A 16,143-nucleotide genomic window follows, 5' to 3' on the forward strand; every position below is an offset into this window, starting at 1 on the left:
CTGAGTATCCTCGGACAGATGAACGATATGATTGCCCAGTCGCGTACCGAGCTGTCGGAAAACGCTCCGACCATGATCGCGATGAAAATCGACACCGACAAAATCCGTGATGTTATCGGTAAAGGCGGCGCGACCATTCGTGCGATCTGTGAAGAGACCAAGGCTTCGATCGACATCGAAGACGACGGCTCGATCAAGATCTTCGGCGAAACCAAGGAAGCTGCAGAAGCTGCTCGTCAGCGCGTTCTGGGCATCACCGCTGAAGCCGAAATCGGCAAGATCTACGTGGGCAAGGTTGAGCGCATCGTCGACTTCGGCGCATTCGTCAACATCCTGCCGGGCAAGGACGGTCTGGTTCACATCTCGATGCTGAGCGACGCTCGCGTTGAGAAAGTGACCGACATCCTGAAAGAAGGCCAGGAAGTGGAAGTACTGGTACTGGACGTGGACAACCGCGGCCGTATCAAGCTGTCCATCAAAGACGTAGCAGCTGCCAAGGCTTCGGGCGTTTAATTACCCCGCAGCTTAAGCACTGAACAAGCAAACGCCCCGACTGGTTCGGGGCGTTTTGCTGTGTGCCGTAAAATCAAAAGATCGCAGCCTGCGGCAGCTCCTACGAGAACAATCTTGTGTAGGAGCTGCCGCAGGCTGCGATCTTGTCGTCTGAAGAAAATTGAGAGGCCGATCAAGTTGCCCGACCTCAAAGTCAGTGCTAGGTTTAGCCCACCGCCCGTGTAGCTCAGCCGGTAGAGCAGCGCACTCGTAACGCGAAGGTCGCAGGTTCGATTCCTGTCTCGGGCACCAGGCACCACCTGTTTTCAAATGATCCCGAATGGTTCTGAAGGCCAGACAAACCGGGTTTCAAACGGTTTTTTGCGTCAGAGAGATCCTTGATGATCCAGATCCATCTTCCATTCCCCAGATCAAAGAGAACGCCATGACCGTTAAAGAACTGACACAAGAAGCCCGTCACGAAGAGGCCCTCAAGAAGTACATGCTTGATGCGCCAGAATTGATGGAAGAGATCAAGAACCTGAGCGCTGACGATCAGAAAGATCAGATTCAGTGGGCGTTCGAGGACGAGGCTGAAGCGCAGGGCTTGCAGCCCTGGGAGCTGACGCTCAAGTACACCTCAACGCCGGAAGAGTACGAAGCGACGCGCCTTGCGTTGCACAAGGAAGCAGCCGAAGTGCTGGGCGTCGAGTGGGAAGAATACTGCGAGATGAACAATCTGGTGGTTTGAGAGCAGCTTCAAGCTTCAAGCGGCAAGCTACAAGCCAAGCACGGAACAGCTTGAGGCTTGCAGCTTGCAGCTCCTCAGATACTGAGGCGCATCGACAGGTCCACGGCCTTCACATCCTTGGTCATCGCACCAATCGAGATGTAATCCACGCCTGTCTCGGCGATCGGCCGCAAGGTGCTTTCGTTGACGCCACCGCTTGCCTCGAGTTTCGCCTTGCCGGCATTCAGCCGCACGGCTTCGCGCATGTCGTCCAGGCTCAGCTCATCGAGCATGATGATATCGGCTCCAGCCGCCAGGGCCTCCTTGAGCTCCGCCAGACTCTCCACTTCAATCTCCACCGGTTTGCCCGGAGCGATCTTGTGCGCGGCGGCGATGGCTTGAGGGATGCCACCGCAGGCAGCGATATGGTTTTCCTTGATCAGAAAGGCGTCGTACAGGCCAATACGGTGGTTGTGGCAGCTGCCGCAGGTTACAGCGTACTTTTGCGCTAATCGCAGCCCTGGCAGGGTTTTGCGGGTATCCAGCAGTTTCACCTGAGTATCGGCAACGAAGTCGGCCAGGTACTGCGCGCGAGTGGCAACACCGGAAAGCAGTTGCAGGAAGTTCAGCGCGCTACGCTCGCCGGTCAGCAGCGAACGGGCCGGGCCTTCGAGGTGAAACAGTGCCTGATTGGGGCTCACGCGTTCGCCATCGCGCACTTGCCAGTGCACCGCGACCCGTGGGTCCAATTGCCGAAATACGGCGTCGACCCAGGCGGTGCCGCTGATAACGGCCGCATCACGGGTAATGATGGTGGCTTTGGCCAGGCGTTCGGCCGGGATCAGTTGCGCGGTGATGTCGCCGCTGCCGATGTCTTCAAGCAACGCACGGCGCACGTTGGCTTCGATTTCGGCGGTCAAATCGGCGAGGCGTAGATTCGGCATAACGAGCTCCACAAACAAAGTGGTCCGATTATAGGGCCATGCTGCAAGCGAACCCAAGGCACCCAATACCTTCACCGGGTTCTGAAACCTGCATTTGGTCGACTCGCCAGCATTATTCCTCCTGCCTGCAGGTCCGTGATTGAGATCTATTTCATGGGGCGATGCAGAGTCTGCTGGCACTCGGAAGGTCTTTTGCAAGATAATCCGCCTTGCGTTTGACGTCATGGCTTTGACGTCCATTTGGCTTCCCGATACTTGAAATGCAGCGCTGTGCATCACGATTGCGTTGTGAGCCGGCCGTGAGCGTTTGCCGCTTCACATCGAACCGAGGAATCACCCCTTTGCAGGAGGCTTGGATGCACAACGACGGGAATGTAGTGCCTTTGCACAAGGCGGCTACCGATCAGGCGAATCCGTCGCCGCTCGCCCGCCTGCCGGTGATTCTGCTTCAGGTTCGCGACAAGGCTGCGCAACAACTCCGGCATGGCTTGCAGGAGCTGTTCGATAACGCCGACGACACCTTGTTCGAAATGGCCGACCGGGCGCAGAACAATGTCGACCAGAACACCTTCTTTGAAGCCATGCGCGACTTGCGCCTCAAGCGCAAAAGCATCGAGCGCGGCTTTCTCGAGAGTTTCTTCGAGGCCTTTGTCGGCCTTATCCAGTACGACCTGACACAAGCCACATTACCGCTGGCGATGAATTTCGACTCTTCGACCGAACTCCCCAATGACGAGCTTGAGCGGCAAGTGGCGCTGGAAGCCATGGTCGCCAAGGTGCTAAACCGGGACGGCTTTGCCCTCGGCCAACTAACCGCGCGCCTGAGCTCGCTGCTGGGTAAGCCCCTGGATGATTCCCACAACCCCATGGGGCCAGCCATGCTCTGCGAGTACTTCTTGCAGGCCTGGCGTAATCTGGGGGTGGAGATCAAGGTCAAACTGATCATTCTTAAATTGTTCGAGCGCTATGTGCTGAGCGACGCGGATCAGCTCTACGCGCAAGCCAACCAGTTGCTGATTGCCACCGGCGTTTTGCCTGAGCTCAAGGCCGCCCCTGCGCGCCGCGCCACGGATCGTGCCGACGCCAGCGCTCACGCAGAATCCAGTGAATCGGGCGCCAGATCCAACAGCGCGCACATCGACGAAAGCGTGCAGGAAGTCTTCGCCGCATTGCAGGAGTTGCTGTACCACGTGCGCGGCAGTGTTGCGCCAACCCTCGAAGCCAGCGCCCAGCCCCAGCCCCTGGCTATCTCGACCCGCGACCTGCTGCGCCTGCTCTCGCATTTGCAGCAGTACGTGCCGGCCCTTGCCGCCCAGGATGATTTCGACCTGCGCAATCAGCTCGAACAGTTGCTGACCCGGGTCAGCGTCAAAAGTGGCAAGTCGCGGGTGGTCGGGGTGGCGGACGAGGATGTGATCAATCTGATCGCCATGCTCTTCGAGTTCATTCTTGACGACCACAATTTGCCGGACTCCCTCAAGGCGCTTATCGGTCGCTTGCAGATCCCGATGCTCAAGGTCGCGGTGCTCGACAAAAGCTTTTTCAGCCGCAGCAGTCACCCGGCCCGGCGTCTGCTCAATGAAATTGCCGCGGCTGCAATGGGTTGGGGGCAATGTGATGATCATCAGCGCGACAGCCTGTACCTGCGTATTGAGCAGGTGGTGCAGCGGCTGCTGAATGACTTTGTCGATGATCCGGCGATTTTTTCCGAACTGCTGAGCGATTTTCTCGCCTTTACCAGCGATGAGCGCCGTCGCAGCGAACTGCTTGAGCAACGTACCCGCGACGCCGAAGAAGGTCGGGCCAGGACCGAACTCGCTCGCCTGCAAGTCGAGCAGGCGCTCAACGACGCGCTGCTGGGCAAGGTACTGCCGCAGGTGGTGGTAGGTTTTCTGCAAGAGGCCTGGAGCAAGGTGTTGTTGCTGACCTGCCTCAAGCATGGCGAGCAGTCGACCGAATGGCAGGCAAATGTCGTATCCATGGATCAGTTGATCTGGAGCGTTCAGCGCCATGATGACCCGGATGCCGCCATGCACTTGTTCGCGTTGGTGCCGGGTTTGCTCAAGGCATTGCGCGATGGCCTGAGCAGCGCGGCGTTCGATCCGTTCGCCACCAGCGAGTTTTTCAGCGAGCTGGAGAATTTGCACCTGCAACTGTTCGAACGATTGGAGCAAGCACCGGAGCCGCTTGACGAAGCGCCGACCGACTCGCCGGCGATGGTTGAAGTGGTACAGGAGATCGTCCTGAGGACGGCTGACGAAGGCCCCATCGAAACGGCTTCTGAAGATGACGTCGCTTTGCTGCAGGTCGATCAACTGCATCTGGGCAGTTGGGTCGAGTTTCAGGAGGAAGACGAAAACACTCTGCGCTGCAAGCTGGCCGCCATTATCCAGTCGACGGGCAAGTACATCTTCGTCAACCGGACCGGCCTTAAAGTCCTGGAGCGCAGTCGCACCGGGTTGGCCCTGGAGTTTCGCCGTGGCGCGGTGCGTACACTTGATGACACCTTGTTGTTCGATCGGGCGCTGGAGTCGGTGATTGGCAATCTGCGTCGACTCAATCGCGGCAAGTGATCGCAACCTGGGGGGCGATCACGGCATACTGGAACCCGTCAGAGCCGTCATTGAAGGAACCTGTATGCAGCTGGACCCCGCGAGCGGTTGGTTTGAAGGCGTGCGCCATTGCCCGTCACCTAACTTCAATGCGCGCCCCACGGGCGAAATCTCCTTGCTGGTGATCCACAACATCAGCCTGCCACCGGCGCAGTTCGCGACGGGCAAGGTGCAGGAGTTTTTTCAGAACCGTCTGGATGTCACCGAGCACCCCTACTTTGAAGGGATTGCTGACTTGCGCGTGTCTGCGCATTTTCTGATCGAGCGTGACGGCGCGATCACGCAGTTTGTCTCTTGTCTTGAGCGGGCGTGGCACGCCGGGGTTTCTCGGTTCGAAGGGCGCGAAGGCTGTAACGATTTTTCCGTGGGCATCGAGCTTGAAGGCACCGATGATTTGCCGTTCACCGATGCACAGTATCAAGCGCTGATTGCCCTGACCCGCCAATTGCAGTCTACGTTTACAGCCATCACCCATTCACGTATCCAGGGGCATAGCGATATCGCACCTGGGCGCAAGACGGATCCGGGACCGGCGTTCGACTGGGCGCGCTACCGCGCCGCTCTGGAAAAAGGGGAAGGACAATGAGTTTTCTGGTGTTACTGCTGGCGGTCTGGATCGAGAAGTTCTCGGCCTTGCGTCATCAAGTTCAGCGCGACAGTGGATGGTTGCGTGAGTTGGCCAAATTCGAAGCCAGCCCAAAGTTTGCGAATCGGCCTTGGCTGGTACTGGCATTGCTGGTGCTGTTCCCTGTGGCGTTACTCGGCTTGTTGTTGCTGGTGCTAGAGCCGGTAGCCTACGGCTTGCTGGCCTTGCCAGTGCATTTGCTGGTGGTGATTTACAGCTTGGGGCGTGGAGATTTGCTCGGCGGCTTGGGACCGTTTCGTGATGCCTGGCGCCGGGAAGACCTGCAAGCGGCGGCGCATGTCGCCAAACGTGACCTGGACATTTGCGCAGACAGCGGCGAGCAACTGCTGCAAAGGGTGCAAGCCCATTTACTGTGGCAGGCTTACCAGAGTTTTTTTGCGGTGATTTTCTGGTACTTCCTGCTCGGCCCGGTGGCGGCTTTGAGTTATCGCTTGCTGGCCCTGGCGGCCGAACACGGCAAGAACCCGGCAGTGGCTGAGCGGGCCGCACAATTGCGACATGCCTTTGACTGGCTGCCGGTGCGATTGTTGGCGGCGAGTTTTGCCCTGGTCGGCAACTTCGTCGCAGTCAGCCGGGTGATGCTCCATGAGTTATTGAACTGGAACATCAGCGCCGCGCAGTTGATCGAGAACGTCGGCATGGTAGCGGGTGAGATTCCGGCGCCCGTGGCGGGGCCAGAAGGGGTTCACAACCTGGATCAGATATGGGAACTGCTGCTGCGGGCGGCGGTGGTCTGGTATGCCGGGTTTGCCCTTTGGACCGTGTTGTTCTGATTTCTGCCTAAAACTTAAAAGATCGCAGCCTTCGGCAGCTCCTACAGGAATCGCGTGAGTCTGTGGAGCTGCCGCAGGCTGCGATCTTCCTGCCGTTAACCTTAAGTTACAAAACCTCCCTTCGATTTGAGCTATACAGAAGCAGTTCGCCATAGTGGCTATCTGCTGCTTCTGCGTGCCAGCCAATAAAAATAAGAAATGAAAGGGAGACTTCTTGTGAAGAGTTTGCTCTATCCCGCCGTTGCGCTGATGAATCGCCTGAGCTTCGGCATGAAGTTCAGCCTGATCAGCGTGCTGTTTTTCTTTCCCATGCTGGTGACCAACTTCTATCTGGTCCGCGACTCGTATCGCGAGTTCCAGGGTACTCAGGTCGAATTGCAAAGCCTTGACCTGTTGGGCAGTGGCCTGACGCTGCGGCGGGATCTGGAAACCTTGAATAATCTGGTACAGATCAACACGACCCTCGGTCAGTCCGGCAAGGCAGGGGATACCGAGTCGAAGATCAGCGCCCTTGAGCAGAACGTGCTTGCGCATCTGCAAGGCCTGACCGCGACTGCCATCGATCCTGAGCAGGTCAGTATTTTTGATGGCAAACGCGATGAAATGATCTCGGCGTTCAAGGCTCAACAAGCGGAAACGTCCCTGCAAAGCAAAAGTGCGCTGATCGGTAAACTGGTCGGCAATGCGCAGATTTTCGCTCAGATCATCGCCAGCCAGGCCGGTCTGAGCCGTGACAACCAGAGTGACCTGCGTCAGTTGAGTGAGTTGATCACCAACGTCACCCCGCGTATCACGCAAACCCTCGGCGAAGGCCGGGCGATGGGGGCCTATTCGCTGGGGCAGGGGTTTCTCAATTCCGCTTCGAGCACTCGCTTCGATGAGCTGCTGGCGCAAATTGAAAAGCTACAGGCCGAATACGCCTTGAAGTTGCAGGACGCACTGGGTGCCAGTAACGCCGCACGTGAGGTGCTGGAGCCCTCGGCCAATGCCAGTAAAGCCACGCTCAAGCAAGCCAGCGAGCTGTTTGAAGAACAAGTGATCATGGCCGACACCCTCGATAAACCCTGGCAGGGGTTTTACGATCAGGTCACCGGGTTGATGGACAAGACCTATCAACTGAACGAGGCGGCGCTGAAGTTTTTCAGCGTTCAATTGCAGCAACGCCTGGAGCAGAACCGCACGCACATGCTGTTGCAAGTGGTGGCGCTATCGGTGGTTTTCGTGCTGATTTTCTATCTCTACGGTGGTTTCTACGCCTCCACTCGCACCACGCTCAAGCGCCTGGGCGGGGTCATGGACAAAGTGGCAGCCGGTGACATGACCGTCACGTTTACTGCCCACAGCCGTGATGAATTGGGTGAGCTGGGCAACGTATTCAATGGCACTGTGGCCAAGATCCATGACCTGATCGAGTTAGTCGGCAAGACCGTCAACGAGGTCGAGCGTCAGGCGAGTCAGGTGGAAACGGTATCGGCCCAGAGCAATCAGGCGGTGGCCGGCCAGCGTACGCAGATCGAGCAGGTCGCCACAGCGATGAACCAGATGTCGGCCACTGCTCAGGAGGTCGCGCGCAGTGCAGCGGCTGCCGTCAACAGTGCCCACAGCGTAAACGATGAAACCATTAGCGGCCGAGGGTTGGTCGAGTCGCAACAAGGCAGCATTGCGCAACTGGCCAGCGAGATCGACTCGTCGGTGCTGGTGATCAATCAACTGGCCAGCGACAGCCAGTCCATCAGTCGCGTGCTGGAAGTGATCAAGAGCATCGCCGAGCAGACCAACCTGTTGGCGCTCAACGCCGCCATCGAGGCCGCCCGTGCGGGTGAGCAGGGGCGTGGTTTTGCGGTGGTGGCCGATGAGGTCCGCACGCTGGCCAAACGCACCCAGCAATCGACCGAAGAAATCGAGCAGATGATTGCCAAGCTGCACGGTGGTGTTGGCGCGGCCGTGAAGGCCATGGGCGTCAGTCATCAGATGGCCAGCGGCACGGTCGGTCAGTCGGAAAAGGTTCAGCAAGCCCTGGAAAATATCCTGGGCGCGGTGGGCATGATCGTCGACCAGAACCAGCAAATAGCTGCGGCAGTCGAGCAGCAAACTGCGGTGGCCCACGATATCGACCAGAACATTGTCGAGATCAATCGGGCCGGCGAACGCACCGCCGAAGGTGCGCACCAGACCGAAAACGCCAGCCGTGCGCTGTCTGCCCAAGTGGTGCAGTTGAAGCACTTGATCAGCGCGTTCAGGGTTTGAAGATCGGTGGGCGGCTTACTGGCCGCCGCTAGCCGCCACCGACTGATTACCAGTTGAACAGCTCACAGGCATTGGCGGTGCTGGCGGCGGCCAGTTGCTCGGGGCTGATGGCCATGATTTGCGCCAACGCCGTGCAAATTGCCGGCAGATGAGCAGGGCTGTTGCGTTGCCCGGGGTACATGGCGGGCGCCATGTCCGGTGAATCGGTTTCCAGCACCACCGACTCCAGCGGCAAACCGGCGATTACTTTGTGCATGCGCAAGGCTTGCGGCCAGGTCGCTGCGCCGCCCAATCCCAGTTTGAAACCCAGTTTGATGTATTCGCGGGCCTCTTCCTGGCTGCCGGCAAAGGCGTGGATGATTCCGGCGCGTTTGAGCCTGAAGCGTTTCAACGTCGCAATGACCGCTGCATGGCTGCGCCGCACATGCAGCAGCGCGGGCAGTTGGAAGTCTGCGGCCAGCTGCAGTTGTGCTTCAAACAGCGCTTGCTGGCGTTCGCGGTCCAGATCCTCAAGGAAGTAATCCAGGCCGATTTCGCCCACTGCGCACAGTTGCCGATGGCCGGCCAGACGCGTCAACCAGTCCGCCAGCTCAGTCAGGTCAGCGGGGCGATGTTCATCGAGATAGGCCGGGTGCAGGCCAAACGCGGCATGCAGGTCTGGATCGCTTTGCACCAGATCCCAAACCCGCTGCCAATTGCGCTGATAAACCCCCAGCACCACCATCCGCTTCACACCCAAGGCGCGGCTTTGAGCCAGTAGCGCCTGACGGTCTTCGTCGAAATCCGGAAAGTCCAGATGAGTGTGGCTGTCGATCAGCTCCACGTTTCAGTCCTGGCGAATACGCTGCTTGAAGGTCCGCGCGATGGCTTGCACGCCGGGTTGGTAATGGGCTTCTTCAATCGCCGCGAGGGCCAGTTGCAGGGCTTTCTCGGCGATCAGTTGATGCTGCTGGGCCATGGCGTTGACCGGCAGCGGCAAGAAGTCCAGCAACTGTGTGTCACCAAAAGTGCCGAGGCGCAGCGGGCGGGTTTTCAACGGGAAGTCATGCAAGGCATCGAACACGCCTTGAAGCAGCACATAGGAAGTGGTCACCAGCGCATCCGGCAGGTGGCCGAGGCGTTGCAGCAGCTCTTCCATCAACTGCCGACCGCAGTCACGGCTGAACGACTCGCCGTGTTCGATCAGGACTTCACCCTTGAAGTCGACCAGAGCCTGCTTGAAGCCGGCGGCACGTTCCTGGCTGATGCTCAGCTCGGGCCGCGCACCGATCAGCGCAATCTGCTTGGGTTCCGGCTGCAACAGGCTGCGGGTGAGGTTCAGGCTGGCTTCGCGATCATCGCTGATCACCGAGCAGAAATGCTCAGGCTCCATGACCCGGTCGATGGCAATGATCGGCAAGCCCTTGGCCTGCAACTGGCGATAACTGTCATCGCCGGCCGGCAGGCAGCTGGCGACGATCAATGCATCGCAACGCCGTGCACGAAACAGCGCAAGCAATTGGCGCTCGCTGTCCGGTGCATCGTCGGAGCTGGCAATCAGCAACTGATAGCCACGCGCCCGGGCCCCTTGTTCGAGGAGCTTGGCGATCCGCGCGTAACTGGGGTTTTCCAGGTCCGGCAGAATGAAGCCCAAGGTGCGGGTGTGCCGACTGCGCAACCCGGCCGCTTGAGGATTAGGCGTAAAGCCATGTTGCTCGACCACCGCGCGCACGCGCTCGACGGTGGCGTTGCTGATGCGCTGCTGTTCGGCCTTGCCATTGATGACATAGCTGGCGGTGGTGACAGACACACCGGCCAACTGGGCGATATCACTGAGTTTCAACCCGGGATTTCCTTGTTTTTTCGAGCTTGCCCCGACATTTTGTCCAATCCTACCCGATTAAGGCAGGTGACCTATGCCGCAACGCATCCGACAAGTTGGACTTCAAGGTTGGGAGATTATCGAGTAACGTGCCAACTCATCTAGATTAAACGTTTCAGCAGGCGTATTTTCTTCGCTATCGACTCTTTTTATCGGTTCTGCCGCGAAACCGACAAAGGATGCTCTGAAAAAGAGTGCTCTGAATAACGCCTAAACTGATTCAATCAAAACAATACCTGGCGCGACCCCCGCGCCAAAAAGGAGAAAGCATGCTCGAGCTCACCATAGAGCAGATATCCATGGGCCAGTCGGCTGTGGATAAAGCCGCCGCATTGCGTTTATTGGCCGACCAACTGGTCACCGATGGCCTGGTGGCCGAGGGTTACCTCAACGGGTTGCAGGCGCGTGAGGCCCAGGGCTCGACCTTTCTCGGTCAAGGTATCGCCATCCCCCACGGAACCCCTGATACCCGTGAACTGGTACACACCACCGGCGTGCGCTTGCTGCAGTTCCCCGAAGGGGTGGACTGGGGCGATGGCCACATCGTGTATCTGGCAATTGGTATCGCAGCCAAATCCGACGAGCATTTGCGCCTGCTGCAATTGCTGACCCGGGCCCTCGGCGAAACCGATCTGGGCCAGGCCTTGCGCCGTGCCAGCAGTAGCGACGCCTTGTTGAAACTGCTGCAAGGCGCACCGCAAGAGCTGGCGCTGGATGCGCAAATGATCGGTCTGGGCGTCTCCGCCGACGATTTCGAAGAGCTGGTCTGGCGCGGCGCGCGGTTGTTGCGTCAGGCCGACTGCGTGAGCAATGGTTTTTCTGCGGTATTGCAGCAGGTTGAAGCGCTGCCGTTGGGCGATGGTCTGTGGTGGTTGCACAGCGAACAAACGGTCAAGCGCCCGGGCCTGGCCTTCGTCACTCCGGACAAACCGATTCGTTACCTCGGCCAGCCGCTGAGCGGGCTGTTCTGTCTGGCCAGCCTCGGCGAGGCGCATCAAGCCCTGCTCGAACGTCTTTGCGCCTTGCTGATTGAAGGGCGTGGCCATGAACTGGGTCGCGCCACCAGCCGTCGTGCGGTGCTTGAAGTGCTCGGCGGCGAGTTGCCAGCCGATTGGCCAAGCGCCCGCATCGCTTTGGCCAACGCTCACGGTTTGCACGCACGGCCGGCGAAGATCCTCGCGCAGTTGGCGAAAAGTTTTGAAGGCGAGATCCGCGTCAGGATCGTCGACGGTCAGGACAGCGCGGTATCGGTGAAGAGCCTGAGCAAACTGCTCAGCCTTGGCGCCCGTCGTGGGCAGGTGCTGGAGTTGATCGCCGAGCCGAGCATTGCCGCCGATGCGTTGCCGGCGCTGTTGGCGGCTATCGAAGAAGGTCTGGGCGAAGAAATCGAGCCCTTGCCGACCGCGAGCGCCCCGCATGAGGTCATCGCCGAGATCACCGCCGTCCTGGTGGCTCCAGCCTCGGGTAGCCTTATTCAGGCCATCGCCGCCGCGCCGGGGATTGCCATTGGCCCTGCGCATATTCACGTGCTGCAACCGATCGATTACCCATTGCGTGGCGAGTCCACGGCCATCGAACGCGAGCGTCTGAAAACGGCTCTGGCCGATGTCCGTCGCGACATCGAAGGGTTGATCCAGCGCAGCAAGGCCAAGGCTATTCGGGAGATTTTCATCACCCACCAGGAAATGCTCGACGACCCGGAACTGACTGACGAAGTCGACACTCGCCTCAAGCAAGGCGAAAGCGCCGAAGCGGCGTGGATGGCGGTGATCGACGCGGCGGCCAAACAGCAGGAGTCCTTGCAGGATGCCTTGCTCGCCGAACGTGCGGCGGACTTGCGTGATATCGGTCGGCGGGTGCTGGCGCAACTGTGCGGTATCGAGACCCCGAGCGAGCCGGATCAGCCCTACATTCTGGTGATGGATGAAGTCGGTCCATCGGACGTCGCACGTCTTGATCCGACGCGGGTAGCCGGCATTCTCACCGCGCGCGGTGGTGCCACCGCCCACAGCGCTATCGTCGCTCGGGCTTTGGGCATTCCAGCGCTGGTCGGTGCTGGCGCGTCGGTGTTGCTGCTGGCGCCGGGCACGCCGTTGCTGCTCGATGGTCAACGCGGTCGGCTGCATGTCGACGCGGATGCAGCGACTCTGCAGCGCGCCATTGAAGAGCGTGACAATCGCGAACAACGTCTGAAGGCCGCAGCGGCCCTGCGTCACCAACCGGCATTGACCACCGACGGCCACGCGGTCGAAGTGTTCGCCAACATTGGCGAAAGTGCAGGCGTAATCAGCGCGGTGGAGCAGGGCGCTGAAGGCATCGGTTTGTTGCGCACCGAACTGATTTTCATGGCCCATTCACAAGCGCCGGACGAAGCCACTCAAGAAGTCGAATACCGGCGGGTGCTCGATGGCCTGGCCGGGCGGCCGCTGGTAGTGCGGACCCTGGACGTTGGCGGCGACAAGCCGTTGCCATATTGGCCGATTGCCAAGGAAGAAAACCCGTTCCTCGGCGTGCGCGGAATTCGTCTGACTCTGCAACGTCCGCAGATCATGGAAGCGCAGTTGCGTGCCTTGCTGCGCGCCGCCGACAACCGTCCATTGCGGATCATGTTCCCGATGGTCGGCAGCGTTGATGAATGGCGTCAGGCGCGGGACATGACCGAGCGCCTGCGTCTGGAAATCCCGGTCGCTGATCTGCAACTGGGGATCATGATCGAAGTGCCATCGGCGGCTCTGCTGGCGCCGGTTCTGGCCAAAGAGGTCGACTTCTTCAGCGTCGGCACCAATGACCTGACCCAATACACCCTGGCCATCGACCGTGGTCATCCGACCCTGTCGGCCCAGGCCGATGGCTTGCACCCGGCGGTGTTGCAACTGATCGACATCACGGTGCGTGCCGCCCATGCCCATGGCAAATGGGTCGGCGTGTGCGGCGAACTGGCGGCAGACCCGCTGGCGGTGCCGGTGCTGGTCGGTCTGGGCGTAGACGAGTTGAGCGTCTCGGCGCGCAGCATCGGCGAGGTCAAGGCACGGGTCCGTGAGCTGAGTCTTGCGCAGGTAAAACATCTGGCCCAACAGGCACTGGCCGTGGGCAGCGCGAATGAAGTGCGCACATTAGTGGAGGCTTTGTAATGGCCAAAATCCTAACGCTGACCCTTAATCCGGCGCTGGACCTCACCGTTCAGTTGCCGCGTCTGGAACCGGGTCAGGTCAATCGCAGCGACGCCATGCACACCCACGCCGCTGGCAAGGGCATCAACGTGGCACAGGTGCTTGCGGACCTCGGGCATCAACTGACCGTTGGCGGCTTTCTCGGTGAGGACAATCTTCAGGCGTTCGAAACCCTGTTCGCCAAACGCGGTTTTGTCGACGCCTTCATCCGCGTTCCCGGCGAGACTCGCAGCAACATCAAACTGGCGGAAAGCGATGGGCGTATCACCGACCTCAACGGTCCTGGCCCGTTGGTCAGTGAAGTCGCTCAGCAGGCATTGCTCAATCGCCTCGAGCACATTGCTCCAGGTCATGACGCGGTTGTAGTTGCCGGCAGCCTGCCCCAAGGCATCAGTCCCCAGTGGTTGCAGGCGTTGATTCTGCGTCTGAAACATCTTGGTTTGAAAGTCGCGCTCGATACCAGCGGCGAAGCCTTGCGCGCCGGTCTGGCGGCTGGCCCGTGGCTGATCAAACCCAATACCGAAGAGCTGGCCGAAGTGCTGGGCTGCGAGGTGGGGTCGGTGACCGCCCAGGCCGAAGTAGCGAGCCGCTTGCACGTTCAAGGCATCGAGCACGTGGTGATTTCCCATGGTGCCGACGGCGTGAACTGGTTCAGTGTCGGTTCGGCGATGCACGCCACGCCACCCAGGGTCAGCGTTGTCAGCACGGTGGGCGCAGGCGATTCGTTGCTGGCGGGCATGCTCCACGGTTTGCTCAGTGCCGATACGCCTGAACAGACCTTGCGCACCGCCACGGCGATTGCCGCCATGGCCGTCACCCAGATCGGTTTTGGTATCGGCGACACCGCGCTACTGGCGCAGCTCGAGCAGGGTGTGCGCGTGCGCCTCCTGACAGAACAATAAGAGGGTTGGTCATGAAGTTAGCCATTGTTACTGCCTGCCCGAATGGCATGGTCACCAGCGTGCTGTGCGCCCGTTTGCTTGATGCCGCAGCGCAGCGTCAGGGTTGGAGCACCAGTGTCGAAGTGCACGACGTCGCGCACCCGGAACGCCAGTTGTCCGCCGCGACCCTGGAAGCTGCCGAGTGGGTGCTGCTGGTCAGCACCGGGACTGTGGAGATGTCGCGGTTTGTCGGCAAACGGGTGTTCCAGAGCACGCCGTCCCAGGCCCTGCAAGACGTCGATGCGGTGCTGCGCCTTGGTGCTGAAGAAGCCCGAATCTACGTCGCGCCGCAAGCCGTCGTTGAGCCCGCCTCCGTTGGCAAAAACGCGCCGCGTCTGGTGGCGGTCACCGCCTGCCCGACTGGTGTGGCCCACACCTTCATGGCCGCCGAAGCCTTGCAGCAAGCCGCCAAGCGTCTGGGTTATGACTTGCAAGTGGAAACCCAGGGCTCGGTCGGCGCGCGTAATCCATTGAGCGCAGCAGCGATTGCCGATGCCGATGTGGTGCTGTTGGCGGCGGATATCGAAGTCGCCACCGAGCGTTTCGCTGGCAAGAAGATTTACCGCTGCGGCACTGGCATCGCCCTCAAGCAGGCCGAAGCCACACTCAACAAGGCCTTGGCCGAAGGCACGCAAGAAACCGCGTCGACCAGCGCCAAAGGCCCGGCCAAGCAAGAGAAAACCGGGGTCTACAAACACTTGCTGACGGGCGTCTCGTTCATGCTGCCGATGGTGGTGGCCGGTGGTTTGATGATTGCGCTGTCGTTTGTCTTTGGCATCACTGCGTTCAAGGAGCCGGGCACGTTGGCGGCGGCACTGATGCAGATCGGTGGCGATACCGCGTTCAAGTTGATGGTGCCGCTACTGGCAGGTTACATCGCCTACTCGATTGCTGACCGTCCGGGCCTGGCGCCGGGGATGATCGGCGGTCTGTTGGCGAGTACCTTGGGCGCCGGCTTTATCGGCGGGATCATTGCCGGCTTCATCGCCGGTTACGCTGCACAGGCGATCAATCGTTATGCGCGCCTGCCGCAAAGTCTGGAGGCGCTGAAGCCGATCCTGATTATCCCGTTGCTGGCGAGTCTGTTCACCGGTCTGGTGATGATCTACGTGGTTGGCAAACCGGTCGCCGGATTGCTTGCGGGCCTGACTCATTTCCTCGACAGCATGGGCACCACCAATGCGATTTTGCTGGGGGTATTGTTAGGCGGCATGATGTGCGTCGACCTCGGCGGGCCGATCAACAAGGCCGCTTATGCGTTCTCGGTGGGGCTGCTGGCATCGCAAAGTTATGCACCGATGGCCGCAACCATGGCCGCCGGGATGGTGCCGCCGATTGGTCTGGGCATTGCCACGTTCATCGCCCGTCGCAAGTTTGCCCAGACCGAACGCGAAGCCGGTAAAGCTGCGTTGGTGCTGGGGCTGTGCTTCATCTCCGAAGGGGCGATTCCGTTCGCGGCCAAAGACCCATTGCGGGTGATCCCGGCGAGCATTGCCGGGGGCGCGTTGGCCGGTGCGCTGTCGATGTATTTCGGTTGCAAACTGATGGCGCCTCACGGTGGGCTGTTCGTGATGCTGATTCCGAATGCGATCAACCATGCGCTGCTGTACCTGCTGTCGATTGTTGCCGGGAGCCTGCTGACGGCGGTGGTCTATGCAGTGGTCAAACGCCCGGAAGTCGCCGAGTTGGCATTGGAGCCTGCCAACGCCTGAGCCTCTGCACTTCGT

12 protein-coding genes and 1 tRNA gene are annotated in these 16,143 nt (G+C 59.9%); 10 read left to right on the plus strand and 3 right to left on the minus strand.

The window, feature by feature from the left end; genetic code table 11:
- The 3 genes from ACIPIN_RS20925 to ACIPIN_RS20935 form a co-directional block, all read left to right on the plus strand.
- Positions 1–513 (plus strand): S1 RNA-binding domain-containing protein (locus ACIPIN_RS20925; protein ID WP_401121614.1); only part of this gene is annotated, 513 nt, incomplete at its 5' end.
- A 215-nt stretch (positions 514–728) separates the two neighbouring features.
- Positions 729–804, plus strand: a tRNA-Thr gene (locus ACIPIN_RS20930).
- A gap of 133 nt (positions 805–937) precedes the next feature.
- Entirely contained in the window at positions 938–1,243 is a 306-nt protein-coding gene (locus ACIPIN_RS20935; protein ID WP_123424218.1) for a DUF6388 family protein, read from the plus strand.
- Positions 1,244–1,317: 74 nt separating this feature from the next.
- Here the strand turns inward: ACIPIN_RS20935 and nadC are convergent, their stop codons facing one another.
- Complete coding sequence (nadC, locus tag ACIPIN_RS20940; RefSeq protein ID WP_401121617.1) at positions 1,318–2,166, minus strand: carboxylating nicotinate-nucleotide diphosphorylase; 849 nt, start codon at positions 2,164–2,166, stop codon at positions 1,318–1,320.
- 356 nt (positions 2,167–2,522) lie between these two features.
- On the opposite strand from nadC, the gene ACIPIN_RS20945 reads away from it, so the two are divergent.
- From ACIPIN_RS20945 to ACIPIN_RS20960, 4 genes are all read left to right on the plus strand, one after another.
- The gene (locus ACIPIN_RS20945) at positions 2,523–4,739 is read left to right on the plus strand and encodes a DUF1631 domain-containing protein (protein WP_401121619.1); all 2,217 of its coding nucleotides are present in this window, start codon (positions 2,523–2,525) and stop codon (positions 4,737–4,739) included.
- A gap of 64 nt (positions 4,740–4,803) precedes the next feature.
- Complete coding sequence (gene ampD, locus ACIPIN_RS20950; RefSeq protein WP_401121621.1) at positions 4,804–5,364, plus strand: 1,6-anhydro-N-acetylmuramyl-L-alanine amidase AmpD; 561 nt, start codon at positions 4,804–4,806, stop codon at positions 5,362–5,364.
- Positions 5,361–6,197, plus strand: a complete 837-nt coding sequence (gene ampE / locus ACIPIN_RS20955; RefSeq protein ID WP_401121623.1) for a regulatory signaling modulator protein AmpE — start codon at positions 5,361–5,363, stop codon at positions 6,195–6,197. Before ampD ends, ampE begins: the two co-directional genes overlap by 4 nt.
- Before the next feature lie 216 nt (positions 6,198–6,413).
- Entirely contained in the window at positions 6,414–8,444 is a 2,031-nt protein-coding gene (locus ACIPIN_RS20960) for a methyl-accepting chemotaxis protein (protein ID WP_401121625.1), read from the plus strand.
- A gap of 46 nt (positions 8,445–8,490) precedes the next feature.
- On the opposite strand, the gene ACIPIN_RS20965 is transcribed toward ACIPIN_RS20960, so the two are convergent.
- A complete protein-coding gene (locus ACIPIN_RS20965) occupies positions 8,491–9,267 on the minus strand; it encodes a TatD family hydrolase (protein WP_401121627.1) in 777 nt (258 codons plus the stop codon).
- A gap of 3 nt (positions 9,268–9,270) precedes the next feature.
- Positions 9,271–10,266 carry a catabolite repressor/activator gene (gene cra / locus ACIPIN_RS20970; RefSeq protein WP_401121628.1) on the minus strand — a complete coding sequence of 332 codons (996 nt, stop codon included), beginning with the start codon at positions 10,264–10,266 and terminating at the stop codon, positions 9,271–9,273.
- 308 nt (positions 10,267–10,574) lie between these two features.
- Here cra and ptsP point away from each other — a divergent pair, with 308 nt between their 5' ends.
- Genes ptsP through ACIPIN_RS20985 form a run of 3 tightly spaced genes read left to right on the plus strand, consistent with a single transcriptional unit; the run spans position 10,575 to position 16,128 of the window.
- Entirely contained in the window at positions 10,575–13,436 is a 2,862-nt protein-coding gene (gene ptsP / locus ACIPIN_RS20975) for a phosphoenolpyruvate--protein phosphotransferase (RefSeq protein WP_401121631.1), read from the plus strand.
- Complete coding sequence (gene pfkB, locus ACIPIN_RS20980) at positions 13,436–14,377, plus strand: 1-phosphofructokinase (protein WP_401121633.1); 942 nt, start codon at positions 13,436–13,438, stop codon at positions 14,375–14,377. The genes ptsP and pfkB overlap by 1 nt, the downstream gene beginning before the upstream one ends.
- A gap of 11 nt (positions 14,378–14,388) precedes the next feature.
- Positions 14,389–16,128 carry a PTS fructose-like transporter subunit IIB gene (locus tag ACIPIN_RS20985; RefSeq protein ID WP_401121636.1) on the plus strand — a complete coding sequence of 580 codons (1,740 nt, stop codon included), beginning with the start codon at positions 14,389–14,391 and terminating at the stop codon, positions 16,126–16,128.
- Positions 16,129–16,143 lie beyond the last annotated feature (15 nt).

Origin of the sequence: Pseudomonas sp. NPDC087697, assembly GCF_044743155.1 — a bacterium.
In the GTDB taxonomy this organism is placed as follows: Bacteria; Pseudomonadota; Gammaproteobacteria; order Pseudomonadales; family Pseudomonadaceae; genus Aquipseudomonas.